The sequence below is a fragment of the Nannocystis pusilla genome, assembly GCF_026626665.1.
GTDB lineage: Bacteria > Myxococcota_A > Polyangia > Nannocystales > Nannocystaceae > Nannocystis > Nannocystis pusilla.
Window position 1 is genome coordinate 11387093 of sequence record NZ_JAPNKE010000002.1, and the last position, 22942, is coordinate 11410034.

General features: G+C 68.2%; 19 protein-coding genes and 2 pseudogenes. 7 read left to right on the forward strand and 14 right to left on the reverse strand.

Annotated features, from left to right (window positions below; translation table 11 throughout):
• Positions 1-30: 30 nt before the first annotated feature.
• The 3 genes and pseudogenes from OV079_RS60020 to OV079_RS50375 all read right to left on the reverse strand — a co-directional run.
• Positions 31-729: pseudogene (locus tag OV079_RS60020) on the reverse strand (ABC transporter ATP-binding protein); the annotation flags it as partial.
• Positions 730-744: 15 nt separating this feature from the next.
• Positions 745-2295, reverse strand: coding sequence for an efflux RND transporter periplasmic adaptor subunit (locus OV079_RS50370; protein ID WP_267777669.1), 1551 nt, complete (start codon positions 2293-2295; stop codon positions 745-747).
• A gap of 115 nt (positions 2296-2410) precedes the next feature.
• Positions 2411-2812, reverse strand: a pseudogene (locus OV079_RS50375) (tyrosine-type recombinase/integrase); the annotation flags it as partial.
• Between the two features lie 345 nt (positions 2813-3157).
• Between OV079_RS50375 and OV079_RS50380 the strand changes: the two are divergent.
• The 5 genes from OV079_RS50380 to OV079_RS50400 all read left to right on the forward strand — a co-directional run bounded on the left by OV079_RS50380 (position 3158) and on the right by OV079_RS50400 (position 9036).
• Positions 3158-3472 carry a hypothetical protein gene (locus tag OV079_RS50380; RefSeq protein ID WP_267777670.1) on the forward strand — a complete coding sequence of 105 codons (315 nt, stop codon included), beginning with the start codon at positions 3158-3160 and terminating at the stop codon, positions 3470-3472.
• A 740-nt stretch (positions 3473-4212) separates the two neighbouring features.
• Positions 4213-5421 carry a peptidoglycan-binding domain-containing protein gene (locus tag OV079_RS50385; protein ID WP_267777671.1) on the forward strand — a complete coding sequence of 403 codons (1209 nt, stop codon included), beginning with the start codon at positions 4213-4215 and terminating at the stop codon, positions 5419-5421.
• The gene (locus OV079_RS50390; RefSeq protein ID WP_267777672.1) at positions 5411-6208 is read left to right on the forward strand and encodes a hypothetical protein; all 798 of its coding nucleotides are present in this window, start codon (positions 5411-5413) and stop codon (positions 6206-6208) included. The genes OV079_RS50385 and OV079_RS50390 overlap by 11 nt, the downstream gene beginning before the upstream one ends.
• 125 nt (positions 6209-6333) lie before the next feature.
• The gene (locus OV079_RS50395) at positions 6334-8331 is read left to right on the forward strand and encodes a DUF4215 domain-containing protein (protein WP_267777674.1); all 1998 of its coding nucleotides are present in this window, start codon (positions 6334-6336) and stop codon (positions 8329-8331) included.
• A 414-nt stretch (positions 8332-8745) separates the two neighbouring features.
• Entirely contained in the window at positions 8746-9036 is a 291-nt protein-coding gene (locus OV079_RS50400; protein WP_267777676.1) for a hypothetical protein, read from the forward strand.
• A 68-nt stretch (positions 9037-9104) separates the two neighbouring features.
• Here OV079_RS50400 and OV079_RS50405 read toward each other — a convergent pair whose 3' ends face one another.
• From OV079_RS50405 to OV079_RS50420, 4 genes are read right to left on the reverse strand one after another with little or no spacing between them, the layout of a single operon-like run.
• The gene (locus OV079_RS50405) at positions 9105-9890 is read right to left on the reverse strand and encodes a hypothetical protein (protein WP_267777677.1); all 786 of its coding nucleotides are present in this window, start codon (positions 9888-9890) and stop codon (positions 9105-9107) included.
• Entirely contained in the window at positions 9851-11548 is a 1698-nt protein-coding gene (locus tag OV079_RS50410; protein ID WP_267777679.1) for a hypothetical protein, read from the reverse strand. The genes OV079_RS50405 and OV079_RS50410 overlap by 40 nt, the downstream gene beginning before the upstream one ends.
• 24 nt (positions 11549-11572) lie before the next feature.
• The gene (locus tag OV079_RS50415) at positions 11573-12115 is read right to left on the reverse strand and encodes a hypothetical protein (RefSeq protein WP_267777680.1); all 543 of its coding nucleotides are present in this window, start codon (positions 12113-12115) and stop codon (positions 11573-11575) included.
• On the reverse strand, positions 12079-14379 hold the full coding sequence (locus OV079_RS50420; protein WP_267777682.1) for a hypothetical protein: 2301 nt from the start codon (positions 14377-14379) through the stop codon (positions 12079-12081). The genes OV079_RS50415 and OV079_RS50420 overlap by 37 nt, the downstream gene beginning before the upstream one ends.
• Between OV079_RS50420 and OV079_RS56915 the strand changes: the two genes are divergently transcribed.
• Positions 14323-16050, forward strand: a complete 1728-nt coding sequence (locus tag OV079_RS56915) for a glycoside hydrolase family 88 protein (RefSeq protein ID WP_267777684.1) — start codon at positions 14323-14325, stop codon at positions 16048-16050. The genes OV079_RS50420 and OV079_RS56915 overlap by 57 nt on opposite strands.
• Before the next feature lie 112 nt (positions 16051-16162).
• Here the strand turns inward: OV079_RS56915 and OV079_RS50430 are convergent, their stop codons facing one another.
• From OV079_RS50430 to OV079_RS60705, 3 genes are read right to left on the reverse strand one after another with little or no spacing between them, the layout of a single operon-like run.
• On the reverse strand, positions 16163-17326 hold the full coding sequence (locus tag OV079_RS50430; RefSeq protein ID WP_338089158.1) for an ABC transporter permease: 1164 nt from the start codon (positions 17324-17326) through the stop codon (positions 16163-16165).
• Positions 17327-17376: 50 nt separating this feature from the next.
• Positions 17377-18093 (reverse strand): ABC transporter ATP-binding protein, encoded by a 717-nt coding sequence (locus OV079_RS50435; RefSeq protein ID WP_267777686.1) that lies wholly within the window; start codon positions 18091-18093, stop codon positions 17377-17379.
• A gap of 3 nt (positions 18094-18096) precedes the next feature.
• Positions 18097-18648: an efflux RND transporter periplasmic adaptor subunit gene (locus OV079_RS60705; protein ID WP_476703785.1), complete on the reverse strand. Its 552-nt coding sequence runs from the start codon at positions 18646-18648 to the stop codon at positions 18097-18099.
• Positions 18649-18926: 278 nt separating this feature from the next.
• Between OV079_RS60705 and OV079_RS60710 the strand changes: the two genes are divergently transcribed.
• Positions 18927-19247: a hypothetical protein gene (locus OV079_RS60710; RefSeq protein WP_267778907.1), complete on the forward strand. Its 321-nt coding sequence runs from the start codon at positions 18927-18929 to the stop codon at positions 19245-19247.
• 295 nt (positions 19248-19542) lie between these two features.
• Here the strand turns inward: OV079_RS60710 and OV079_RS50450 are convergent, their stop codons facing one another.
• From OV079_RS50450 to OV079_RS50465, 4 genes are all read right to left on the reverse strand, one after another.
• A complete protein-coding gene (locus tag OV079_RS50450) occupies positions 19543-19884 on the reverse strand; it encodes a hypothetical protein (RefSeq protein WP_267777687.1) in 342 nt (113 codons plus the stop codon).
• A 1-nt stretch (position 19885) separates the two neighbouring features.
• Positions 19886-20047 (reverse strand): hypothetical protein, encoded by a 162-nt coding sequence (locus OV079_RS50455; RefSeq protein WP_267777688.1) that lies wholly within the window; start codon positions 20045-20047, stop codon positions 19886-19888.
• Complete coding sequence (locus tag OV079_RS50460; RefSeq protein WP_267777689.1) at positions 19990-20742, reverse strand: hypothetical protein; 753 nt, start codon at positions 20740-20742, stop codon at positions 19990-19992. Before OV079_RS50460 ends, OV079_RS50455 begins: the two co-directional genes overlap by 58 nt.
• Before the next feature lie 581 nt (positions 20743-21323).
• Positions 21324-22916 (reverse strand): sigma-70 family RNA polymerase sigma factor, encoded by a 1593-nt coding sequence (locus OV079_RS50465; protein WP_267777690.1) that lies wholly within the window; start codon positions 22914-22916, stop codon positions 21324-21326.
• Positions 22917-22942: the final 26 nt, after the last annotated feature.

Here is a 22942-nt window from a genome sequence, read left to right on the forward strand (position 1 = left end):
CCCCTCCTTCAAGTTGGCCAGCGCCTCGCGGGCGTCGACCGGCGTCTGCGTGACGTCGGACAGCACCTTGCCGTCGCGCATCATCACCACGCGGCTGGTGAACTCGGCGATGTCGGGCTCGTGGGTGACGAGGACGATGGTGATGCCCGAGCGGCCGAGCTCCTGGAACAGCGCCATGATCTCGATGCTGGTGCGCGAGTCGAGGTTGCCGGTCGGCTCGTCGGCGAGGATGACCTTGGGCCGGTTGACGATCGCGCGGGCGATGGCGACGCGCTGCTGCTGGCCGCCCGACAGCTGCGCCGGCGTGTGGTCGAGCCGCTTGCCGAGGCCGACCTTCTCCAGCGAGGCGATCGCCCGCTCGCGCCGCTCGGCCGCGCCGACGCCGGCGTACACCATCGGCAGCTCGACGTTCTCCTGCGCGCTGGTGCGGGCCAGCAGGTTGAAGCTCTGGAACACGAAGCCCAGCACCTTGTTGCGCACGGTGGCCAGGTCGCCGCGCCCGAGCTTCGACACCTCCTTGCCGGCCAGCTTGTAGCTGCCGGAGGTCGGGCGGTCGAGGCAGCCGAGGATGTTCATCATCGTCGACTTGCCGGAGCCCGAGGTGCCCATGATGCTGACGAACTCGCCCGGCCGGACCGCCAGCGACACGCCGCGCAGCGCCCGGACCTCGACGTCCTCCATCTTGTAGGTCTTGACCAGATCGGTGGCCTCCAGGATCGGCTCGGACATCGTCGCGCCCTCCGGCTAGAAACCACCGCGACGACCGCCGCCGCCACCACCGCCGCCGCCGCGACCGCCACCGCCGCCCATCGGGTTGAACGGCGAGGTCGTGGCCGCCTTCGTCGCGGTCTCGCCCCCGGTCGCGCCGACGATCACCTGCATGCCCTCGGTCAGCTCGCCGCCGACGATCTCCGTCATCGAGCCGTCGCTGATCCCGATCTGCACCTGCACCGGCTTCGGCTGGCCGTCGACCAGCACCCACACGGTCCGGTTGTTGTTGAGCTCCGAGCTCTGCCCGCGACGCCGCCGCCGCTCGCCCTTGCTCTCCTCGGCCGGCGCCTCGGCCTTGGCGTCGCCGGGCTTGGCGTCCTCGGGCTTGGCGTCGGCCTTGGCATCGCCGGCCTTGGCCTCGCTCTTGCTGTCGACTGCCTCGACGGCACCGGCCTTGCCTTCGACGGCCTTGGCGTCCGCGGCCTCGGCCTTGGCCTCGAGCGCCTCCGTCTTCGCGTCCTCGGCCTTGGCCTCGCCGAAGTCTTCCCCGCGCTTGCCGCCGCGCTTGCCGCTGCGCTCGCCGCCCTCGGGCTTGGGCGCCAGCGCGGCGATCTTCGGGTCCGACGGCGTGAAGCGGAGCGCCGCGTTGGGCACGGCCAGCGCGTCGCGGCGCTCGTCGACGATGAACGTCACGCTCGCGGTCATGCCCGGGCGCAGCTTGAGCGCGTCGTTGTCGACGCGGACCACCGCGTCGTAGGTGACCACGTTCTGCAGCGTCAGCGGCGAGTTGCGGATCTGCGCCACCGTGCCGAAGAAGCGCTCGTTGGGGTAGGCGTCGACGGTGAAGCGGACCTTCATGTCCTGCTTGAGCGCGCCGACGTCGGACTCGGCCACGTTGGTGTGGACCTCCATCGCCTTGAGGTCCTCGGCGATCGAGAACAGCTGCGGCGCCGACAGCGAGGCCGCGACCGTCTGGCCGACCGACACGTCGCGCGAGATCACGACGCCGTCGATCGGCGAGAGGATCGTGGTGTAGAGCAGGTTGACGTCGGCGGTGTCGATCGCCGCCTTGGACACCGCCAGGGCCGCCTGCGCCGACTCCACGCTGGCCTTGGCGACCTTGTAGGCCGCGTCCGCGGCGTCGACCTCGGCCTGCGGCGCGACCTTGTCGGCGAACAGCTGCTTGGCGCGCTCGAGGTTGATGCGCGCGTTCTCGCGGTCGGCGATCGCCCGCGTCACCGCCGCCTGCGACGACTTGTAGCTCGCCTTGGTCTTCATCAGGTCCGACTGGAACAGGCTCGGATCGATGCGAGCGATCACGTCGCCCTTCTTCACCTCGGAGTTGAAGTCGGCGAACAGCTCGACGATCCGCCCCGACACCTGGCTGCCGACGGCGACGGTCTTCACCGGCGAAAGCGTGCCGCTCGCCGTGACCGTCGCGGTCAGCCGCGCGCGCTCGACCGGCTGCGTCCGGTACTCGATCTTCGGCGCCTCGGCGACGGCGAAGCGCTGGTAAGCATAATAACCGCCAGCGCCGAGGAGCACGACGGTCAGGAGCGGCGCCAGGAAGCGAGGCAGAGCCATGCGTTCGTTGTACGTACCTAGCAAACGGCCATGACGCGGGCAACGGGGCCTGCTGCGGAATTACCGCCGGTTTACGTCGCGTTTACAGGTCTCTCTCGTCCAACGCGTAGCTACGCTACCTTTGGCGCGCTTCTGCGAGGATGTGCACTTCCGCGCCGGAGGGCTTCTCCAGTATTTCTCCAAACGCGGCCGCCTCGTGGTCGAAATGAAGGTCCGCCAATCTCGAGCTGACCATGCCCGTCGCCTCCACATCGTCGTGGAGGTACTCCTGCAGGATCCGGAAGTCTGCGTGTCCCGTGATCTGCCGGATGACGTCGAGGGGGACCCCGGCCAGGCTCATCCGCTGGATTGCTCCGTGTCGCAGCGCGTGTGGGCCCATCTTCGCGCGGATGCCGACCTTGCGGTAAAGGCGCCTGCAAATTCCCTCGACATGACTTGCGCGGCGTAGAGGGTTGACGGGCGAGCCGGCGCTCTGGAGGCGGACGCGATCGCCCCAGCGGGCGCGCGCGAGGACCCATTCGTCGACTTTGGCAGCCGCCGGCCGAACCGTGCGCCTGCGCTGGCTTGGTTGGCTCCGCGATCCCGTAGGTGTTCGAAGTGTTCATTTGGGGATTTCGTCGACGGCGTCAGCCGCTTCGATGACCGAAGCTTTCGCGTAGGACCGGTTCTCGGAGAGAGCGGCGCACTTTCGAGCATTGCGGAGGTCGGCTACCCCGTCTCCTGGCCCGTAGGGGGCATAGACTGCCGCAGGAGCCCGATTCGCGGCAATTCTGCAATTGTCCGGGTTTCGGGCGCAACGTATAACGACTCGTTCTGCGTCAGAAATGGGGAGTGGACGATGCGAGTGCTCAGAGCAGGAACGATGGTATTCACGCTGCTTATCTGCAGCCAGGCTGAAGCAGGTTGGATCAAGGACCGGATCAATGATGTAAAGCGGATCGTACATGACGTGCCGAAAGCCGTCCTGCCCGTTCAGCCCGGTCATCGATGTTGTGCGCAGGAAGAAGGACCCGGGCGAGGCGGTGAGGGAACGGTTATCGATACGACTCGAACCTTGACCAACTCTGCCGATCAGGCGTTCGGCCAATTGGCTCAGGCGACAGGTGGCGATTTCGGTCGCATTGTGGGGCTGGTGGACCCGCGAGCGTCCCCAAGTGACCCTGCTTCTCACGAGTGATCTCCGCTTGCGTAGCGAACGCCCGGCACCCGTCACCTTGAACGCAACAGGGATCTGGAAACCTCCGCGGGAGGGTCGTGTCGCGCGTCGTCTCTCCATCAACTGTACGCTGGTCTTTCTCTTCCAATCTTGGAGGCACGCCCGCCTGCGCTAAGTTGGAACCCACTGCCGCAGCCACAACCAAACATGATGTCGAGATTCTTCCTCGTTGCGTCGTCATGGGGAATTTCTCGAGAAAAGCGTGCGGCGCCTGGCGTGATAGTCCAGCGGGCAGCTGTAAAGAAATCTAACTGCAGAAGCCCGAGCGGACGAGCAGGATCGGGCGATTCGTGGGCGCTGCGGCGCGCACTATGGGCCCGGCCAAGATCAACTGGGCGGTCGGCGAACTCGCGGACGATGGGGTCGAAGCTGACGAGGGTGGATCCCGAATCTGGCCTAACCCGCGTCTTCGAGCTACGCCGGCCTTCAGAAGGCGGACTCGCGCGCACGCGTAGCAGGCATCGTGAGTTTCGCGTTCGCCGCGCTCATGCCTTCGACGTGAGTACGCCCCGCATCTACATGCTCAGCATCGGAGGGTGGACGCGATACAGCGGGCCGCTTGTCGGTGAAGGCATGCGGGAGGCCGAGCGCGCGAGCCGGCCGTCGGTGGCCTAAACAGGTCTCTCGGCGTCGCTCTGCTTGCATAGCAAGTCTTAACGTGCTTGACAGGAACCTAGCGATCTCCGCAAGATCGCTGCTGCATGTCGTCCGGCAGCAGCGAGGTCCACGTGAATCTGCGCGCGGACGGCACGGTCGAGCGCACCCCGATCCTGACCGGGCAGCACACCACGCTCGTCGTGCATCGTCCGAAGGTCTACACCTCTGAGCCCGCGTGGACCTCATACATGCCTGCGAGCGTGTTGCTGCTGCCGCGGGTCGGTCCTCATCACCCCTGGGCGGCGCTCGTCGCTTGGTTGCGCCATGGGCAGCAGCATCTTGAGCATGGCGGGCTGATCGTTGGTCACCGGGAGGCGGGGGAGCCGGAGGACTTCGGCGAACTTCGCGCACGCGCGGTGTTGCACTTCCTGCGCGACGAGCAGCAGGCGTGGGTCGAGCTCGCCGCCGCGCACGGCCGGGTGCAGGACAGCCAGAGCTACCTCGACTACCTCCACCGCGTGGGCGGCTGGCCCACGGAGGTGCCGGCCATCTCCGACGTCGCCGACGCCGCCACGGCGCGCGCCGTCGAGGCGTTCCAGCGTACGTATAACCTGGCCTTTCGGGCAGACATCTTCGAGGACGGGATCATCGGCGAGCAGACGCTCGGTGCCCTGTTCGAGGTGGCGAAGACCGAGTTCGTGCATTGGCTGGAGCGCAACGAGACCTCACTCGACTCGCTCCAGTTCTACGACGCCAGCGAGGTGATGCGCGCCGACCCCGGGTATGACGGACGACGTTGGGCGCAGCTGTTGGCGATCCCGTTCGCAGATCGGTACGAGCTCGCACGCGAGCCCGCAGGGGCCGGCCTCTATCCCATCGCGCGGATGTTGAAGCTGCCTGTCGCCGAGGCCCACGCGCCGGCCTATCACGTGCTCGAGATCCGTCTGCTAGACGAGTGGGGCCAGCCGCTCGTCCGCCAGGCGTACGAGCTGTCGGTCGCCGGCGAGACCCGCTTCGGCGAGACTGACGACCAGGGCCTGCTGGCCGAGCCTTACATGCCGCCCGGCACGGTGACCCTCCGTCTCGCCGACGGCGCACCGGTGCTGTTCCACGACCTCTACCAGATCCGCGACGTCTGTTCGCAGAACGACGACGACGACGACCTGCTCGATCTCGAGGCCGCCCACGACGAGCACATGGCGGATGACGTAGAGGGCGGCGAAGATCTCGAAGATGTACCGGACGACGAGCAGGTCGACGAGGACGACGACGTCTGGGGCTCTCTCGCCGAGGATGAAGAGCATGCGCCGTGAATCGTTCATGGGTCTATTGTTGATCGCCTGCAACCCGCGGCCGCCGGAGGCCGAGGCGCCCGCGCCCAAATCAGAAGCATCTGCCTCTCAGGCGGCCCCGGTGGCGGACGCCGTGCATCCTCCTGACGCGGCGCCCGCCAAGTCCGTCGTGGCGTTTGAATCCCCGGCGAAGATCCCCGGCGAGCTCGCCCCAAACCTCGAGCTCGGCGATGCCGAGCGAGCAGCGGTTACCGCGACTTGTAAAGAACTGGGCCCGGTCGCGCCGCTCCAGTGCGACGCCACCCGCCCGCTCCCCGACTACTTGCTGGTCCGGCTGTTCGGTCAGGCGCCCTCGATGACGGGCTACCAATGGCACGTCCTCAAGCGAATCGACGGCCGCTGGGTCCGCATGGAGCTGCCGCTGGATTCGTTCGAGGATGGCGCCGACGCACCGCGCTGGCCGGACATCGTCTGCGCGGTACAGACGCGCGAGCCGAAGCTCGCCCCCGACCAGGGCGTCGTCCGCGTCATGCACCCCGACCTCAACCTCGATGGCCGCGACGACCTGCTGATCGAGTGCCGCTCGCCCGAAGGCGACCACGACCTGCGGTACTGCCTGTCCAACCGCAACCTGTGCGAGGAGCGGGTGTGGCTGCGACAGTTCTGGGACGGCAAGCTAGCGATCGACGCCGACGTTGAATTCCGTGACGGATGGTTCGTGCGGACGATCCGGACCGACACGCGCAAGCAGCTGAAGGGCGGCAATCTGCGCGTCGAGGGGGTGACGACTCCCGATCCGGGCCGCTGAGCCGTCACAGCCGCTTGCGCAAGCGGACGAGCGCCGCGCGCATCAACTTGGCGCCAGCGGGGCCGGTGGCAGCTCTTCCAGGCGAACGGGGTCGAGTAGCCGATCGAACCTGAGGTCTGCGTCTGTTGACGGCGAGGTGGCGCTCCGGCATCCTTGCGCGGATGCTCATACGTTCAATAAACGTCCGCCTCGGCGCGGCCTTATTGGTCCTCGCGGCTTGTCCGGGCGACGACTCCATCAATCCCACGGCCATGCCGGATTCATCCGGCTCCTTCGGCACCTCGACGGGCGGCGAGACGACAGGCGGCAGTCAGCCGACAAGCACAACGGCGCCGACGACGACAGGAGTCGACGAAGCGTCGACCGGCAAGCCGGATTCGTCGACCTCGACGACCTCGTCGACCTCGACGACCTCGACGACCTCGACGACCTCGACGACGGGAGATCGCTGCCCCGAGCGCCCAGACGGCAACTACAACGACTGTGTCAACGGCGCGCAGTGCGATGGTCCGGCGCCACTCTGCATCTCCGACGACATGCAGAAACCGAGCTTCGGCGCCTGCTCGCTCACCTGCGACGACGATTGCGACTGCTTCGCCGATCCGCAGGACGCCGGCGCAGTCTCGACCTGTGCCGAGATCCTCGAGGGCGGCGAGAAAGCGTGCGTGCTCGACTGTGCGGGCGGCAAGACATGCCCATCCGGCATGTCCTGCCACCCGAACTTCGACGTGTGCGTGTTCATGATCGACGAGCCCGCAGACAACACCGGCACGACCGGCGACAGCGGTAGCAGCGACGGCTCGACTGGCGATCTCCCGCCCAACTGCGGCGACGGCGAACTCGACGTCGGAGAGCAGTGCGACGATGGCAACATCGACGATGACGACGCGTGTCCGTCGACCTGCCTCACCGCCAAGTGTGGCGACGGCTTCGTGCGGGCCGGCGTCGAGGCGTGCGACGACGGCAACGCCGACAACCTCGACGCCTGCACGAACGCGTGCATCGCCGCGCAGTGCGGCGACAAGTACGTGTGGGCGGGCGTCGAGGAGTGCGACGACGGCAACATCAAAGACAACGACGGCTGCGAGGCGAACTGCAGCATCACCCCGGGGTGGTCACTGTGGCAGCGCTCGCACTACGCCAGCGGCGCTTACGTTAACGGCTCCGCGCTCGACGCCCAGGGTAACATCGTTGTCGTGCTCGGGCACGCCGAGAACTTCGGCGGCCTTCATCGGGTCGCCAACAGCAACGGCGACATCACGCAGATTGCGCTCGGCTTCGACTATTTCCCGCAGGGCGTCGACGTCGCCGACAACGGCGACCTGCTGCTGGTGGGGTACCGCGTCGGGCCGAGCACGATCGTCGTGGAACGACGTGACGCCGCCGGCGAGCCGATCTGGGAGCAAGAGTACTCCGGGATGTTCGGCGGGTTCGCGTACCGCATCGCCGAGGACACGGACGGCGCGATCGTGGCCGTCGGCGCGGCGAAAAAGAATAGCGGGCAAGCGGCGTGGATCCGCAAGTACACTCCTGACGGCGCGACGGTGTGGACCGCGCTGCACGAGGCCGGGCAGTCTTCCTCCACCGCCCACGCGGTCGGGTTCGATGGGCAGAACGACATCCTGGTCACGGGTAGCTCGCATGGCGACATCTGGGTCGCCAAGTACTCGTCGGCTGGCGCGCTTTTGTGGGAGCACACCAACCCCAACCCGCCGGCCAGCTCCAACGGCGAGAAGGGGCTGGCAATCGTGGCGCGGCCCGGCGGCGACATTGTCGTCGGCGGCATGTTGGCGACGATGAGCGGCATCGAGGTCATGTGGGTCGCGGCGTACAGCGACGCGGGCGCGCAGAAGTGGGCGAAGACCTATTCAAGCCCGCTCGGGATCGTCCACGGCGTCGCGGTCGACCAGGACGACAACATCTTCTACGCTGGGCACGAGTCTAACTCACAGGTAACGATCCGGAAGTTGAACCCGGTCGGCGACACCTTGTGGGTCAAGAAGCTCCAAGTCGGCACGAGCCAGAGCGGCCGGACGGTCGAGCTTGATCAGCAGGGTTTCGTCATGGTTACCGGAAGACGATCCCAGGACGCGACCCTGTGGGCCGGCAAGTTCTACCCATGAGCGCGGCCCCAACCCGCGCTCACATGGCCTGGTACTTCAGACGCGGGCGTCGCTGGCAAACCTAACCAACAAGTTCTGACCCATCCTCGCCAAGAGCCCCTCCGCTGCCAGAACACCGCGGATCTCCACACGGAGGGGTTTGGGCGGGGAGGGAGATTTGCCGCGGGTTGCCTCTGGGTGCCTCTGGTGCCACAGATCTGCCCCAAAACTCGGATCCTGCTGGTATTCCGGCCGCCGTGGGCAACCATATTCGGCCCCTCCCTGAGTTTGCTCTAGCCTTCGGCAGCAGACCCTTCAGCACGAGGACACTCAGCAGCCTCTGGCTGCCAACGTCTTCCGGGATGCATCGCTGGTCGTGCGTGCGGCGTCGACGTAACTCGGACGGGCGCCGCGGGCGGTGGTTTCGGAAGGGAGATGTTCAGCGATATCTACATCCCGCAGCGAGGGCAACTCATCGAGGCGAAGGGGGTGGTCACCCGGGAGGCTATCCGCATGGCGATTGGCCAGCTTCTCGACTACCGCCGCTTCGCCCCGGAGGAGACACGCCTTGCAGTACTACTGCCGCGGCATCCTGGGCCTGATCTCGAGGCCTTGCTGGCGAGCGTGGAGATCGCATGCATCTGGCGAAAGGCGGAGCAAGGGTTTAGCGACAATGCGAATAACGAGTTTGTCGGAGGTCCAGGCGATCCGGGATCTGCGAGCTGACCGGGACGTCTCGCCGCGATTACCGACCCGCGTGGTGACGACCATCTTCGAGCCGGGACGCTGTTTCGTTACAGGCGCTTGCGCACGCGGACGAACGCCGCCCGCATCATCTTGGCGGCGTTCTTGGCCGCCTTCTGTTTCTCCTTGTCGTCGATCGGGTTGCCGTCGTCGTCGAGGACCTCGTCGCTCGCTACGCCTTTGCCGACGGCCACGATCTCGCGCGCAGACTTGAGGATGCGGTCATACGCCTTCTGTCCGCCGCCTGCGTAGAGCTGGATCGCGCGCAGCCAGGTGCAGGGGAATTCGCGCCGGCCCTCGGGATCGTCGTGGGCGAGGGGCTCGCCGAACAGCGCCGGCCAGCGCGAGGCGTCCGCGGAGCAGTAATAGGAGGCCATGCCGCCGCCCGGCATCCACCGCAACTCCGGCGGATCGTCGAGCTTGAACCGCGCCAAGCAAGCCGCGCAGTCGTACTTCTTGCCGCCGGGTACTCGGCCGAAGGTGCAGTCGCGGCGCGCGTTGGTCGGCAACGTGAACTTCTTCTGCAACAGGTCGCGTGCGCGCTCGATCGAGCCCTTCGCGCCCATCCAGTTGTCGGGCGTCGGCATCTTGCCATCCTTCGGGACGGGGATCCCCGACACCCAGGAGTAGCCCCCGATGAGCTCTCGCGGCGGGCTCACGCCTTCCACCAGAGTCGGCGCAGTGACCTGGCCGCCGCCTACCCCGCGCGAGTGGACGATCGGCCCGTGATAACCGGGGTGCTCGGTCTGTCGCCGACCGACGCTGTTGGTGAACAACTCCGAGAACGCGAAGAGCGTCAGCGCCTTGCGCGGGCGCTTGCGGCCCCATTGCTCCAATCGATGCCGACCATCGGCACGCGGGCCTCACGCTCTTCTTTCGTGAGCGCGAGGTTGCCGACCTTGTCGGTCGCGCGGTAGCCCGACTCGTTCTTCTGCCGCTCGAGCATGATGAGCGGCGGGACGAAGAAGGCCCCGCCCGACTCGCAGGCCTCGATCACCATGTTGGCGTAGGTCTCCAGGTCCTTGGGCTCGCCTGCGATCCCGCCGATCGGCACGTGATACGCGAGCTTGCGCCCCGGCGGGGTCTTCAGCTTGCCGCTGCCCGAGCCGATCGGGAGCTCGGCGAGGATGGCCTTGATGTAGAAGGCGGTCGCTTGATCGACTGCAGCATAGCGATGGAGCTCTGCCCGATAGGTGCCGAAGGTCTCGGGCAATCCGCCGATGAGCCGGCGTACGTCCTCGGCCTGCTCTGCGGTGGCGTCCGCGATCGCGTCCGCGTACTGGCGGTAGCGCTCGACCGGGCCCTGGAACGACTTGAGCGCCTTCTCCTCGCCGGCGAGGTCGGTGAGCAGCTGCTGCAGCGCCGTGACCCGCTTCTTCTCCCCCGCACGGTCGAGCGCCACGGCGAGTCGAAGGTCGGTGGCGAACGACTGCCACGGCTCGCGCCGGCTGTGCTCGAACTCCGCGTGGGCGAGCACCTCTTCGACGCCCCGCGATTTCCGTTCGCCGTGCAGGTTCTTCGCCGTCCCGAGATCGACCGCCGGGACGTCCGCGGGAAGCTTCGCCATGCCCTTCTTGAAGGCGGCGAGGGCCTTCCCGCGCAGCGCGGCGACCTTCTTGGGCTTCAGGTCGGCGGCCTTCGACTGCTCGAACGCGAGGAGGCCCGCCTCGTAGTGGGCGTGCGCCTTCTGCAGCCGCTCAATCCGGTCAGCGAGCGGATAGATCAGCGCCTGGGCGATCGGCTTGACTGGGTTGTCGGGCAGGTCGGGGTCGAAGTAGATCGGCTTGGCGAAGGTCTCCAGCTTCGTCGCGCGGAGCTCGTCGTCGCTGACCATCGATTGCGTCAGGTCGGTGGTCGTCGGTACCCCGTAGAAGAACGACAGATCGAACTTGAGCGCCAGGACGGCGCCCACGGTGGTGGCCTCGAATACCGGGACGCCGCCGAGCGGCTGCGACGCCAGACGCTCGCGCGTGCCGTAGTAGGCGAGATACAGCAGGTCGTGCTTGAGTTCGCGGATGTAGCGCGGATTGACCTTGGCGGTCAGCGGGGGCGAGTCGCCGTACTGCGGCTGATTGTCGTTGTTGCCGGGGCGGAGGACGTAGCCACCGTAGGGCCGGATGCCGAGGCGAACGCCGACCGCTGGCCCGACCTTCGCGGGCGAATAGTCCGCCGCTTTGCCGGGGACGGTCCAGCGCTCGGCGGCGCGCTTCCACAACGCCACCGCCGTGTCGAACACGAGCGGGACGATCACCTCGAGGTCGGGCGGCGCCTTGCGCAGGTGATCCGTGAGATACACGAGGAGGCCGTCGCGGCCGTTCCGCAGGCAGGCGGGGCAGGGGACCGCGGCCTTGTCGGCCTCGGCGGCGTCGTGGCTGGGGATGGCGTCTTGCTCGTACAGCAGCTTGAGGGTCGCCAGGTCGAGCAGCGGCACTCTGACCTTCAGCGAGCACTCGGCGTGGGTGCACGTGACCAGAATGTCGGCATCCGTCGGCATCGTTCGGTCCTGCGGGTAGGGTGGTCACGGCGCCGGAGCGCGGGGCACGTCGGTCAGCTCGAACCGACACTTGCCCGTCTCGATATCCTCGACGCGCACCCCGGCAGCACCGTCGAGCGCGTCGGCCCGCACGGAGTTGTCGGGGAGCCGCAGCTTGAACTGCGCACCGGCGAAGGAGCGCCCCGGCTCGTCGCCGTCCACGACGGTGACCGAGACCCAGGTCAGCGCACTGCGCGACGCCCGCTCCAGCGCTGGATCGGGTTGTTCCAGCCGCTTTACGCCGGGCCCTTGCCACTTTCCGTGCGTGTCGGGCAGTTCCATCGACACGAAGTTGTCCACCAGCAGCTGCTCGAGGGCAGGTCGGGGATCGCGGCCTCCGGCGACCAGGGCGGCGACGAGTTCACGAAACCTGTATGTCCCCACCGAGCCCCGCAACAAGGCATCCGCGACGGCGGCCGCATCTGCAGGCGTAACTCGCCTCCCGTCACGCGCGTCCCAGCCCCAGGAGCGAATCACTCGGATTCTCCGGCTCACACCGAGTTGGATCTCGGCCTCCTCGTCGAACATCGACCGAGATGATAGAGAAGTTTGCGCGGCATTGACCCGTCGTGTGCCCTTCGGTCTCTCCGCGACCTGGCGCGAGTACGCCCGCGGGATTGATGCAGCACGACCAGCTGAGCGTTTTCGCTCGGTTTGCCCCCGTTGTCATGAGTTCGGCAGCGAGTCAGCGACGAAGGTCGCGTGCGACAGCAGCTTCGCAAGCTTGTCCGCCGGGTATCCGGCGTGCGATGAAGGAACGATGCAGGCCCCTCGGTGGGAGTTTGATGCGTCGCCACCTTCAGGCGCGCGACGGAGCTGCGGCCGGTGCGGGAATCCATGCGGTCAAGGGCATCGGCGGAAGCGATGTACGGCCCGGTCAATGCTCGGCGGGCGGGGGTGTGGGAGCGGGACCCCGCAGTGAAGTCGAGCCGCAGCCGATGGTCGCCGTAGACGACCTCGTAGCGCGGGTCGTCGAAGTCGGCGCGGACGAACGGGTTGTCGAGCCGGAGGTCGTGCCGCAGCGGGACTTCGGCGTCGGCGACCACGAGCGGCTCGTGCCAGCCGAAGGTGAGGAGCCCGCGCGAGGGTGAGTCGTACCGCACGGCGAAGCCGTCGTCGAAGCCGTCGCCGTCCGCGTCGGGGACCGGGGTGACGACGACCTCGGCGCCGACGACCTTGGCGCGGAACTCGGCGAAGCTGCCGCTCGTCGCACGGTCGCCGAGTTCGACGATCCACGCATTGTCGGGACCGCCCTCGGCGACGAGGTCGAACGGCCGGCCGCCGTTGGCGTGGACCTCGGGCTGTCCTTCGCGCCAGGCGGTCGGGCGATGCGAGAACAGGGCGACGTAGCCGTCGCCGCGCCGCCCGAGCGTCCACTGCCCGTCGCGCACGACCTCGTCGAAGTGGGCGGTCGGGAAATAGGCGTGGGTCTCGTCGCGGTAGTCGAAGTCGTCGAGGCCGAGCGGGCGGGGCGCGAACTGGGGCGCGTAGAGGATCACGCCGACGTTGTGGTCCTGGCCGACCCGCGGGAGCGAGGCCTCGCCGGTCCAGTAGCCGGGTCCGGGCTCGTCGAAGTCGTGCCAGGAGAATCCGGGGTCGTCCGCCGGCGGCAGACGGCTCGGGTGCTGGGTGAACACGACCGCCCGCTCGTCGAGCGTCGCCTGCCACGGGTGGACCTGGTCGCTCATCAGGCCGGGGCGGTAGTCGAGGGCGCTCGAGAGCATGTAGTGCTCGGTGCGGTACGTCGTGGTGTGGACCTCCTTGAGCAGGCCGACGTTGAAGATCCGCCAGAACGCGTCGTAGAGCGGGTAGAGGTCGGCGAGGACCCCGGCGGGGTCCTGGTCGAGGTCGACGAGTTCGGCGACCACGGCGAGGTCGGCGAACTGACTGTCCCAAAGGCCATGCTCCTCGGCGACCGTGAGGGTGAGCGGCAGCAGCGGCCAGGCGGTGAACCCGTTCATGGCCCACCAGATCGGCAGCGCGGCTTCGTCGTAGCGCAGGCCATGAGGCGGCGGTGCGACCGGGGCGCCCCAGGACGGCGGCGGCGTCTCGTCGAGCGGGATGTTCATGCGCTCGCGGTCGAGCATCGGCGCGTCGTCGCGGGCGATCTCGTGGATCGTCCACGGCAGCGCGTAGGTGGTGGTGGCGACGAGCAGCCCGGCGAGATAGGAGGTCGGATCGGCGTAGTCGAGGTCGGTGTCGGCGAACAGCAGGCGCGCGCCGTCGAAGCTGTCACTCAGCTCGGCCGCCGCCTTATCCTTGATGTAGGAGCGGCCATGGGTGGCGCCGAAGTTGCCGCGGTGGAGGTGGGTGGCGATGTCGAGCCACAGAAGATCGAGGGCCATGATTGCCCGCTCGGCGAGCGCGCGATCCTCGGCCCATTCGGCCAGCATCAGCAGCGGCTGGAGGTCGAGGTTGTAATAGACGTCCGAGTGCCACTCGACGAAGCCCCAGCGGGCGTGGGTGTCGATCCAGCGCAGCAGCTCGCCGCGGGCGCGGGCCATGTGCTCGGCGCCGGTCAGCCCGCTGGTCGAGAACACGCGGTCGGGATAGCGCTGCCCGGCGAGGTACTCGCAAGCGCGAAACACGAGGTCGTGGTTCTCCGACCAGTACCACATGGCGTCGACGACCGGCGCGCCGTCGACCTCGCGCGCGGGTGTGGGGTCGACGTAGGAGTACTTGAAGTCGAGGACCGTCGCCTCGAGTCGCCGCCACAGCGCGGGCGACAGCGCGGGGTGATCGCCGTGGCCGTAGAGCAGGCCGAGCATGCGCATTACGTGGAAGTCGCTCATGTCGCGCAGCGCAGTCACGTGGGCGAAGACGGGGTCCCAGGCGTCGTCCGGGACCGCGGGCACGTCGTGATCGGCGAGCCGGGCCGCGCAAGTGAGGTGTACAAACACGTGGGCCATGCTGCCCGGGTCGAGCGGTTGCGAGCAGGCGAACTCGAGGTAGTCCTGCTGCCGCTCGATCTGCCACGCCGCGAGCTCACCGGGCGCGAGCTCATCGGCGGGGCTGCACGCCAGGAGCATCGACCACGCGAGGACGACAGGACGCTTGCGGAGCATGCGGAGACAGTGGGCGCCGCGAGCGAGGCGAGGCCGGAAGATTTAGCGCCGCGTGACCACGCGAGCGCGGCCGCGGAAAACAATGCGCGGCTTGCTGGTCAAACCTCGCGCATCGTGAGGCTTATGCGAGCCATGACTCGAGTGATGATGCAGTGTGCGCTGGCGTCGACGATGAGCGCCTGCTCGCCGCCGGCCGGGCAGGACGATGGCGATTCGGAGGCCAGCGGGACGACCAGTACGGGCGGGCCCACGACCACGAGCGAGGGCAGCGGGACGAGCGAGACCGACGGCGAGCCAGCCTACTTCGACGATTGCGGCGAAGGTCCGCCGGACGCCGCGTGCTACGCGGAGAAGCGCGACCCCGGCTCGGAGTCGGTCGCGCTGGCCAAGGCGATCGCGCGCCGCCACATGAAGACGCACCCGGCGGTCGAGCAGACGTGGGACTGGGAGGAGACGGTCTTCATGCTCGGCTTGACGGAACTCTATCGCGTGACGGGGGAGACCGAGTTCCGCGATCACTACAAGGCCTACATCGAGCGCCACATCGCCGAGGGTTACCGCATCGAATCGAGCGACACCTGCGCGCCGGCGGCGATCGCTGCGATCCTGGCCGCGGCGACCGGCGAGCCGCGCTACCGAGCGGTGGTCGACGACGCGTTGCACTACCTCGACGAGGTCGCGCTCCGCGGCGAGCACGGCGGGATTAACCACCTCGGAGCGCTCGACCTGTTCGGCGTGACGCTGTGGGTCGATTCACTGTTCATGTTCGGCAATGTCATGACGCGCTGGGGTGAGCACGCTGACGACGCATCACTGCTGACCGAGTACGGCGAGCAGGTCCGGATCTTCAGCGAGCGCCTGCAGTCCACCAGCGGGCTCTACGTGCATGCCGACCAGTGGTTCGGCGTCGACCCCGAGATCTACTGGGGACGCGGCAACGGGTGGGCGTCGGCTGCCGTTTTCGACTACCTCCGCGCTCGCACCGTCCGCGGCGAAGGCGACGCGGTCGCGGCGGAGGCGATGGCGCGGCAGGTGAGCGGGATCCTGGCCAGCCAGGACGCATCGGGGCTGTGGTGGATCGTGCTGAATCGGCCCGAGGCGGTCTACCTCGAGACGTCGACGGCGGCGCTGTTCGCCTACGGCCTCGCACGCGGGTTCCGCTATGGCCACGTCGAGGCGTCGGCGCTGCCGGCGATCGAGCGCGCGCTCGCCGGGGTGCGCTCCCAGATCGTCGCCGACGAGGCCGGCGAGCCGGTGGTCACCGGCATCTCCGGACCGACGATGCCCGGCGACCTCGCGTATTACGCCAAGATCCCGCTGGAGGACGATCGCGGGTACGGAGTCGGTGCGGTCATCCTCGCCCTCGTCGAGAGTTCGGGGCTCCCCTCGTCGGAATGAACGCGCTGCCAGGATGTCCGCGTGCCCGACCTCAACGCCACGATCACGAAAATCTCCGCGACGTTCTTCACGCACAACGACAACGAGCATCACGATACATCTATCTCGTGGGCTATTCGTACCGGAGGGCCTCGATCGGGCGCAGCCGCGCGGCCTTGCGGGCCGGGAACACACCGAATACCACACCCACGGCGACCGAGACGGTGAGCGCCAGCGCGGCGGCCTCGAGCGGAAACACGAACGGCGTGGCCAGGACGCGACTCAGCACTAATGCGCCGACCGCTCCGAGCGCCGCGCCGACGAGCCCGCCAGCCGCCGAGAGCACGATGGCCTCGACCAGGAATTGGCTCAGGATGTCGCTACTGCGCGCGCCGATGGCCAGGCGAACGCCGATCTCCCGGGTGCGCTCGGTGACCGACACGAGCATGATGTTCATGATCCCGATCCCACCGACGACGAGCGAGATCGCAGCGACGCTCGCGAGCAAGGTCGTGAGCACGCCGGTCACCGAGCTGAGGATGTTCTGGATCTCGCGCAGGTCGCGGACCGTGAAGTCGTCATCCTCGTCGGCGCGGATCCGCCGACGCTGGCGCATCAGCGACTCGATCGCCGCCTTGGCCTCGTCGGTGCGCTCCTCCGACACGGCCGAGACCATGAGCGTCCCGACGTGGTCGTCGCCGCCGATCCGCCGCGCGTAGGTGGTGTGCGGCATCGCCACGAAGTCGTCCTGGTCCTGGCCGAAAGTCGACACGCCCTTGGTCTCCAGCAGGCCGACCACACGGCACCCGAGATCGTGCAGGCGGAGCTCGGCGCCGATCGGGTCTTGGCCGCCGAACAGATCGTCGGCGACCGTGTGCCCGATGACACAGTTCTTTTGCGACTGGCGGTCGTCGTCCTCGGTCAGCAGCCGACCGCGCTCGACACTCCAGCCGCGGACGGCGAAAAAGCCGGTGGTCACGCCCGAGAGGGTGGTGCTGCGGTTGTTCTCGGCGACGACGGCCCGGATCGAGCGGCTGCTGACGCCGGCGACGTGGCGGACCGCGCCGACCTCGCGGGTGATGGCGTCGACGTCGGCGAGAGTGAACAGCGGAGCGCCGCGGGTATTGCTGCCGAATGCGCCGTGGCCGGCGCCGCCCGGCAGGACGATGAGCATGTTGCTGCCGAGGCCCGCGATCTCACCGGTGACGCGGGCGGTAGCCCCGGCCCCGAGCGCCTGCATCATGACGACCGCTGCCACGCCGATGACGACGCCGAGGGTCGTCAACGACGAGCGCATCTTGTTGCGCGCCAGAGCTCGCAGCGCAAGCGTGGCGGTCACGTCGGTCCTCACGCCGCCACCCCCCGCAGCAGGCGGTCGTCGACGATCTTGCCGTCGCTGAAGACCACGTGACGCTCGGCGTACCCGGCGATATCCCGGTCGTGGGTGACCATGACGATGGTGAGGTCGAGCTCGCGGCGCAGTCGCATGAGCAATTCCATGATGTCTCGGCCGGTCCGCGAGTCGAGGTTGCCGGTGGGCTCGTCGGCGAGGACGACCTGGGGCTGGTTGACGAGCGCGCGGGCGATAGCGACCCGCTGCTGCTGACCTCCCGAGAGCTCGTTCGACAGCGCCGCCTCACGCCCGGCGAGACCGACGAGCGCCAGGGCCTCCCGTGACCGCCGCTCGCGCTCGCGGCGCCCGACCCCGGCGTATACCAGCGGCAGTTCGACGTTCTCGAGCGCGGATGTGCGCCGCAGCAGGTTGAAGCCCTGAAACACGAAGCCGAACCGCTCATTGCGCAGCCGCGCCAGGACGTCAGGGTGGAGCTGCTGCACGGGCGTACCTTCCACGCAATAAGCACCCTCGGTCGGCATGTCGAGGCAGCCGAGGATGTTCATGCAGGTCGACTTGCCCGACCCGGACGCGCCGAGGATGCCGACGAACTCGCCGCTGTCGATGTCGAGGTCGACGTGGTCGAGGGCCACGAACGCCGCATCGCCGTCGCCGAAATGCTTGCTGACGCCGCGCAGGGACAGGAGGGGGATCGATCCACGCGTCGGCATCGCTCAGCCCTTCTTGCCGTGCTTGGCGGCGGCGAGATCGACGAGGACTGGTTCGCCGGCGACCAGGTCGCCGCGAACGGACGTGTGCGCGCCGTCGGTGAGCTCGATCGTCAGCGGCACGAAGCGCGGCCGGCCGCCCTCGCTCACGACGAACACGCCATCCGCGTGGTTGCGGCTGTCCTCATGGCCAGGTGGCGTGAATCGCAGCGCGGCGTTGGGCACCAGCAAGGCGTCGGCCTCCTCGGCGGTGATGACCCTCACCGAGGCGGTCATCCCCGGGCGCAGCTTGAGGCCCGGGTTGTCGACCGCGAGGACGGCCTCGTAGGTGACGACGTTTTGGGTCAGCTCGGCGGCGTTGCGCACCTCGGTGAGGACGGCGGGGAAAGCCTCGTTGGGATAGGCGTCGACCGTGAACTGGGCGCGCTGGCCGGCACGGACCTGGCCGATGTCGGCCTCGTCGATAGCGACCCGGACCTCCATGTGATCGAGGTCCTCGGCCAGCAAGAACAGCTCGGGCGACTGAAACGCGGCGGCGACGCTCTGACCCGGCTCCACGGAGCGGCGGATGACGATGCCGTCGATCGGCGAGCGAATCTCTGCACGAGCGAGGTTGGTGTCGACGATGCGGCTGCCCGCCCGCTGCAGGCCCAGTGGGCGCGAGCGTTCCGCACCCGCGCGGCGCTCTGCTCGTCGCCGGACACGGTGGCATCGCGCTCCGCGGCTGACACCGCGCCGCTCAGGTACAGCGCCTCGACCCGCTGGCGCTCGCGTGCGGTCTGTTCCGCCGCCACCTCGGCTTCGGTCAGTGCGGTGCGGGCCACGTGCAAGCTCGCGTGCGCCTGCTCGGCCTCGGCGTCGAGCGAGGTCTTGTCGAATCGCGCGAGCACCTGCCCCCGGACGACGTGATCGTTGAAGTCGACCTCGACGCTGGCGATCCGCCCCGAGATCTCCGGACCCACGGAGACGGTCTTGCGGGCCTCCAGGTGCCCGGTCGCGCTGACCTCGTGGACCAGAGCTCCGCGCGTGGCAGGTTCGCTGCGGTACCGCTCGGCCTCGAGGACAGGCTTCGGACGCATCGCCACGGCGACTCCCGCCCCTCCGGCGAGGACGATGAACGCCAGCGCCCAGCCCAGGATGGCTCGTCGTCGACGTAGCGACGACTCGTCGGCGATGACGTGCGCGAGGTTCGGGCGCTGTGGGACGATTGCTGTGTGCATGACTGAGACGGACGTCAGCCCGGGCTGCAACCCGGGGTCCAAACCGGCGAGCGCCGTGGCGCTGTCCTAAACGGCAGTGTTTTTGCGGGGTTCCCGAGCGCTCCCGGGTCGGCTCTGCCAGCGACCCGCCCTCGCGCCGCAGACCTTGCACTCTCTGCGAAGGAGCTGCGCGTGGGCGGGCTCGTATCGCCGCTGCTTCTGGGCCCGGAAACGCCCAGCCGGCCCTGTTTCGCTAGACGGCGAGGATGAGACCGACGATTGCCACGGCGATCTTCAGCACCTGACCGATGAGCCCCGCCGCCGTCACGATGCCGTCGATGTTCGCCTGGATCTCGCGAAGATGCGCGGTGATCGGCGCGAGCTCGGCGATCCACGCCTGCATCTGGTGGAGGGAGGCGTCGATTTCTTTGTCGATCATCCGGTCGATGTCGCGCGACAGCTCCCGCGTGCGATCGAAGAGGACGCGAAGCCGCGCGGCCTCACCTTCGTCCGCCGGTCTCGCCCGGATATAAAGTCGGTCGCACTCGGCCCGGCTCTCGATCAGCGCCTTGATGATTTCAGTCGGCAGTTTCATTTCAGTTCTCCTCATTGAGCGCGTTCTTCAGCTCCACGACCTGGGTCAACGCCTCGAGCACCTTCCCGAGCGCCTCCTTGAGCCGCTCGAGCCGCTGCGCGTCGGTCAGCTCGCCGGCAGCGAGGTCGTACAGATCCTGGTGAGCGCCGGCGAGATCGTCCACGATGCCGTCGATCGCCGCATGGGCGGCGAGTCGGTCGGCGATCCGCTCGCCGTGGGCGGCGGCAAAGTCGTGGAGATCGAGCAGCGCGCCGACCGCTCTCGCTGCGGCGCGGTGTCCGGCGCGGCGGGGGTCGACAACGGGACGGAGATCTTCAATGCATAACCGTCGACGACGGTGTCCATCGAGGCGCGCAGCCCCTCGGTGCGCAGACGTGCCGCCGCGTTCATGCGCTTGAGCGCCGCGAGGGAATTCTTGACCGCGTCGTTCGCCTCGCGGACCGCCTTCTGCAATTCCCGGACGGAGTAGCCGCGGATCGCCAACGTCGCCGCGTCTGCGACCAGACTGCCCGCGACGGCAGCGACCTTGGCCTGCTTCGCGTCGAGCAGCCGCGCCGTGGCGGCGAGGTCCGACACGTCCTCGGACAGCGCCTTCAGCTCGTCGCCGGAGTACTTCGCGCTGCCGCCGACGGCCTTGAGCGCCTTGGCGTAGGCGGCGAGCTGGCCGACGTGCTTGCGCAGCTCGGCGCGCTGCGCCGCGTTGTCGCACGACTTCTCGGCCGCTTTGCGCGCGTCCGACCAGCTCTGCGGTGGGCCTGGTTGCTCGCGGCCGATCAGGTCGCGGGCCAGGGCATCTTCGACGCACGAACGGCGGTCGAGGTCGAGGATGCTGGCGAGCGAATCGCTGCTCTCGATCACCACGGTGGCAAAGTCCGAGGATGCGGCGGCGTACTGATTCGCGCAGCCGAGTACGAGGAGAGATAGCGCGCTACTGAGCGCGCGACGATGTCGAAACATGCGAGTACCTTTCATCGACAATCATGTACCGCGAGAGGCGGCCGCGTCAGCGCAAAATCAGCGATGTATGATGCATTGATCTTCAGCGTGACCTTCGGTCATCGCGGAAGCCAGACCGAAACTCGACCGGCGTCTCGCCATGTGCGCGAGAAAAGGCCCGGCCGCTCGCCGATCAGCGGCGATTGGAGCAGGTGCGTATGGTCGCCGTGGCCCATCGGGCCATGATGGACGAGCACCACGAGGCCGTAGCTCGCGCAATAGTCGGGGTCGACGAGGCCCCCCACGACCGTCCAAGGGAATGGATCACTGTGCGCAGAGGCATCGCCCGGCCGTGATAGAGCGACAGCGGCGGCGGCAGGACGGCCACGGGCGTCGGCTCGGCGACGAGCTTGACGCACAGCGCCCCACGGTGCTGACGAAGTCGCGCCACCCTAGCGCGAAAGCGGCCGCCTTGGTCGTGGGAGCCCTCTACGCGCCCTCGCTCAGGCCAGGCCCTGGCGCCGGAGCTCAGCGCGCAGCTTGACGAGGGCCTGCTTACGGAGCTGGCGGATGCGCTCGCGCGACAGCGAATGCGTGCGGCCGATCTGCTGCAAGGTCAGGCCGCCCTCCTCGTCGTCGAGCCCGAGGTGCTTGCGGAGGATGTCGGCCTCGACCGACGACAGCCGGGCGAACGCGTTGCCCACCCGCGCTGCGATGATCGTCTCATCGATGCGCTCCGGCGCGGTGGCGTCGTCGGGGTTCATCAGGACCTCATGCAACACGAGGCCGTCGGGTCCGGACACGGCGTGATCCAGGCTCAGCGGCGCGTCGGTGCGAGCCCCACGCACGCGTTCGAGGCGATCGCCGCCGAGGCCCGTGAGCGCGACGAGCTCCGCGTCGCTCGGCGCCCGGCCGTGCTGCGCCTCGAACTCCCGGGTGACCCGGCGCAGCTTGCTCTGCGCCATTCGCACGTGCGCTGGCAGCCGGACGTCGCGCGACTTGTCGTACACCGCCGCGTGGATGGCGTGCCGGATCCACCACGCGGCATAGGTCGCGAAGCGGCAGCCGCGGCGGTGGTCGAAGCGGTCGACGGCGCGCAGGAGGCCGAGGTTGCCCTCCTGAATCAGATCCTGCAGCGGCAGCAGGCCGCGGTCGTACTGTCGCGCGATGGCGATGACGAGCCGCAGGTTGGCGCGGACGAACGCGTTCTTGGCGACCTGGAGGGCGCGGTGGCTGCCCCGCACCTCGGCGGCGAAGCGCCAGAAGATCGGTTCCTGGGTCGGCAGGCGGCGCAGTCCCACCCGCTCGCTGCCGCCGCACCGCTCGACGACGGCGAGGCCGGCGACGAGGCGGTCGATCACCGCGCAGTCGACCTCGACGAGGACCTCACCAAGCTCGTCGCGGATCCGCTCGAAGGTCGCGCCTTCCGGCAGCGTGTGGTCGAAGGCCCGGGCGACGCGCGCCAGCTCGTCGCGCCGGTTAGGGCGGTCGTCGTCGGACAGCGCATCAACCAGGAACTCGCAGAGCGGCGCGACGAACGGCGCATGGCCGAAGAGAGTGCGCCAGAAGTTGGCCCGCAGGGCCGCGATGCGCGTGGCGGCGTCGAGCTCCTCATCGCGGCTCAGCGCGGGGAGCTGCGACAGCTCGCGAAAGTAGGCGGACAGCGGACTGTATGGCGACGACCCGACCCGTTCAGCGGTCCTGGTCGACGGCGGGACGCCGGCAACTGCAGGGGATGAGGCGGATGAAGCGGTCGGCGCGGGGCGCATGGGACGGCGGTCTGAGCAATTGCCGTGCCAGATTTGGGAGTGACGCGACGTCCCGCGATCATGCGTACTGGGCGCAGCAGACCCCGGTTCGTCTTGCGCCGAGGTGCAGCTTCTGCGCCGCGCCAGCGAGGGCATCGGCAGCCCATGCATGGGTCGGGCACGCCGTAGGGAACGCGCAAAGAAATCACCTGTTTGATGAGACAGGCGCCGGCGGGCCTCAGCAAGACCTGCGGCTGCCGGCCACTCGTCACCGAAAGAGTTTCGCGTCGGCGATGGTCGCGGTTCGTCATATCGCCGACGTTCGAGATCCGCACGGCCTCCAATCATCGATATCGAGCATCTTCGCGCACGTC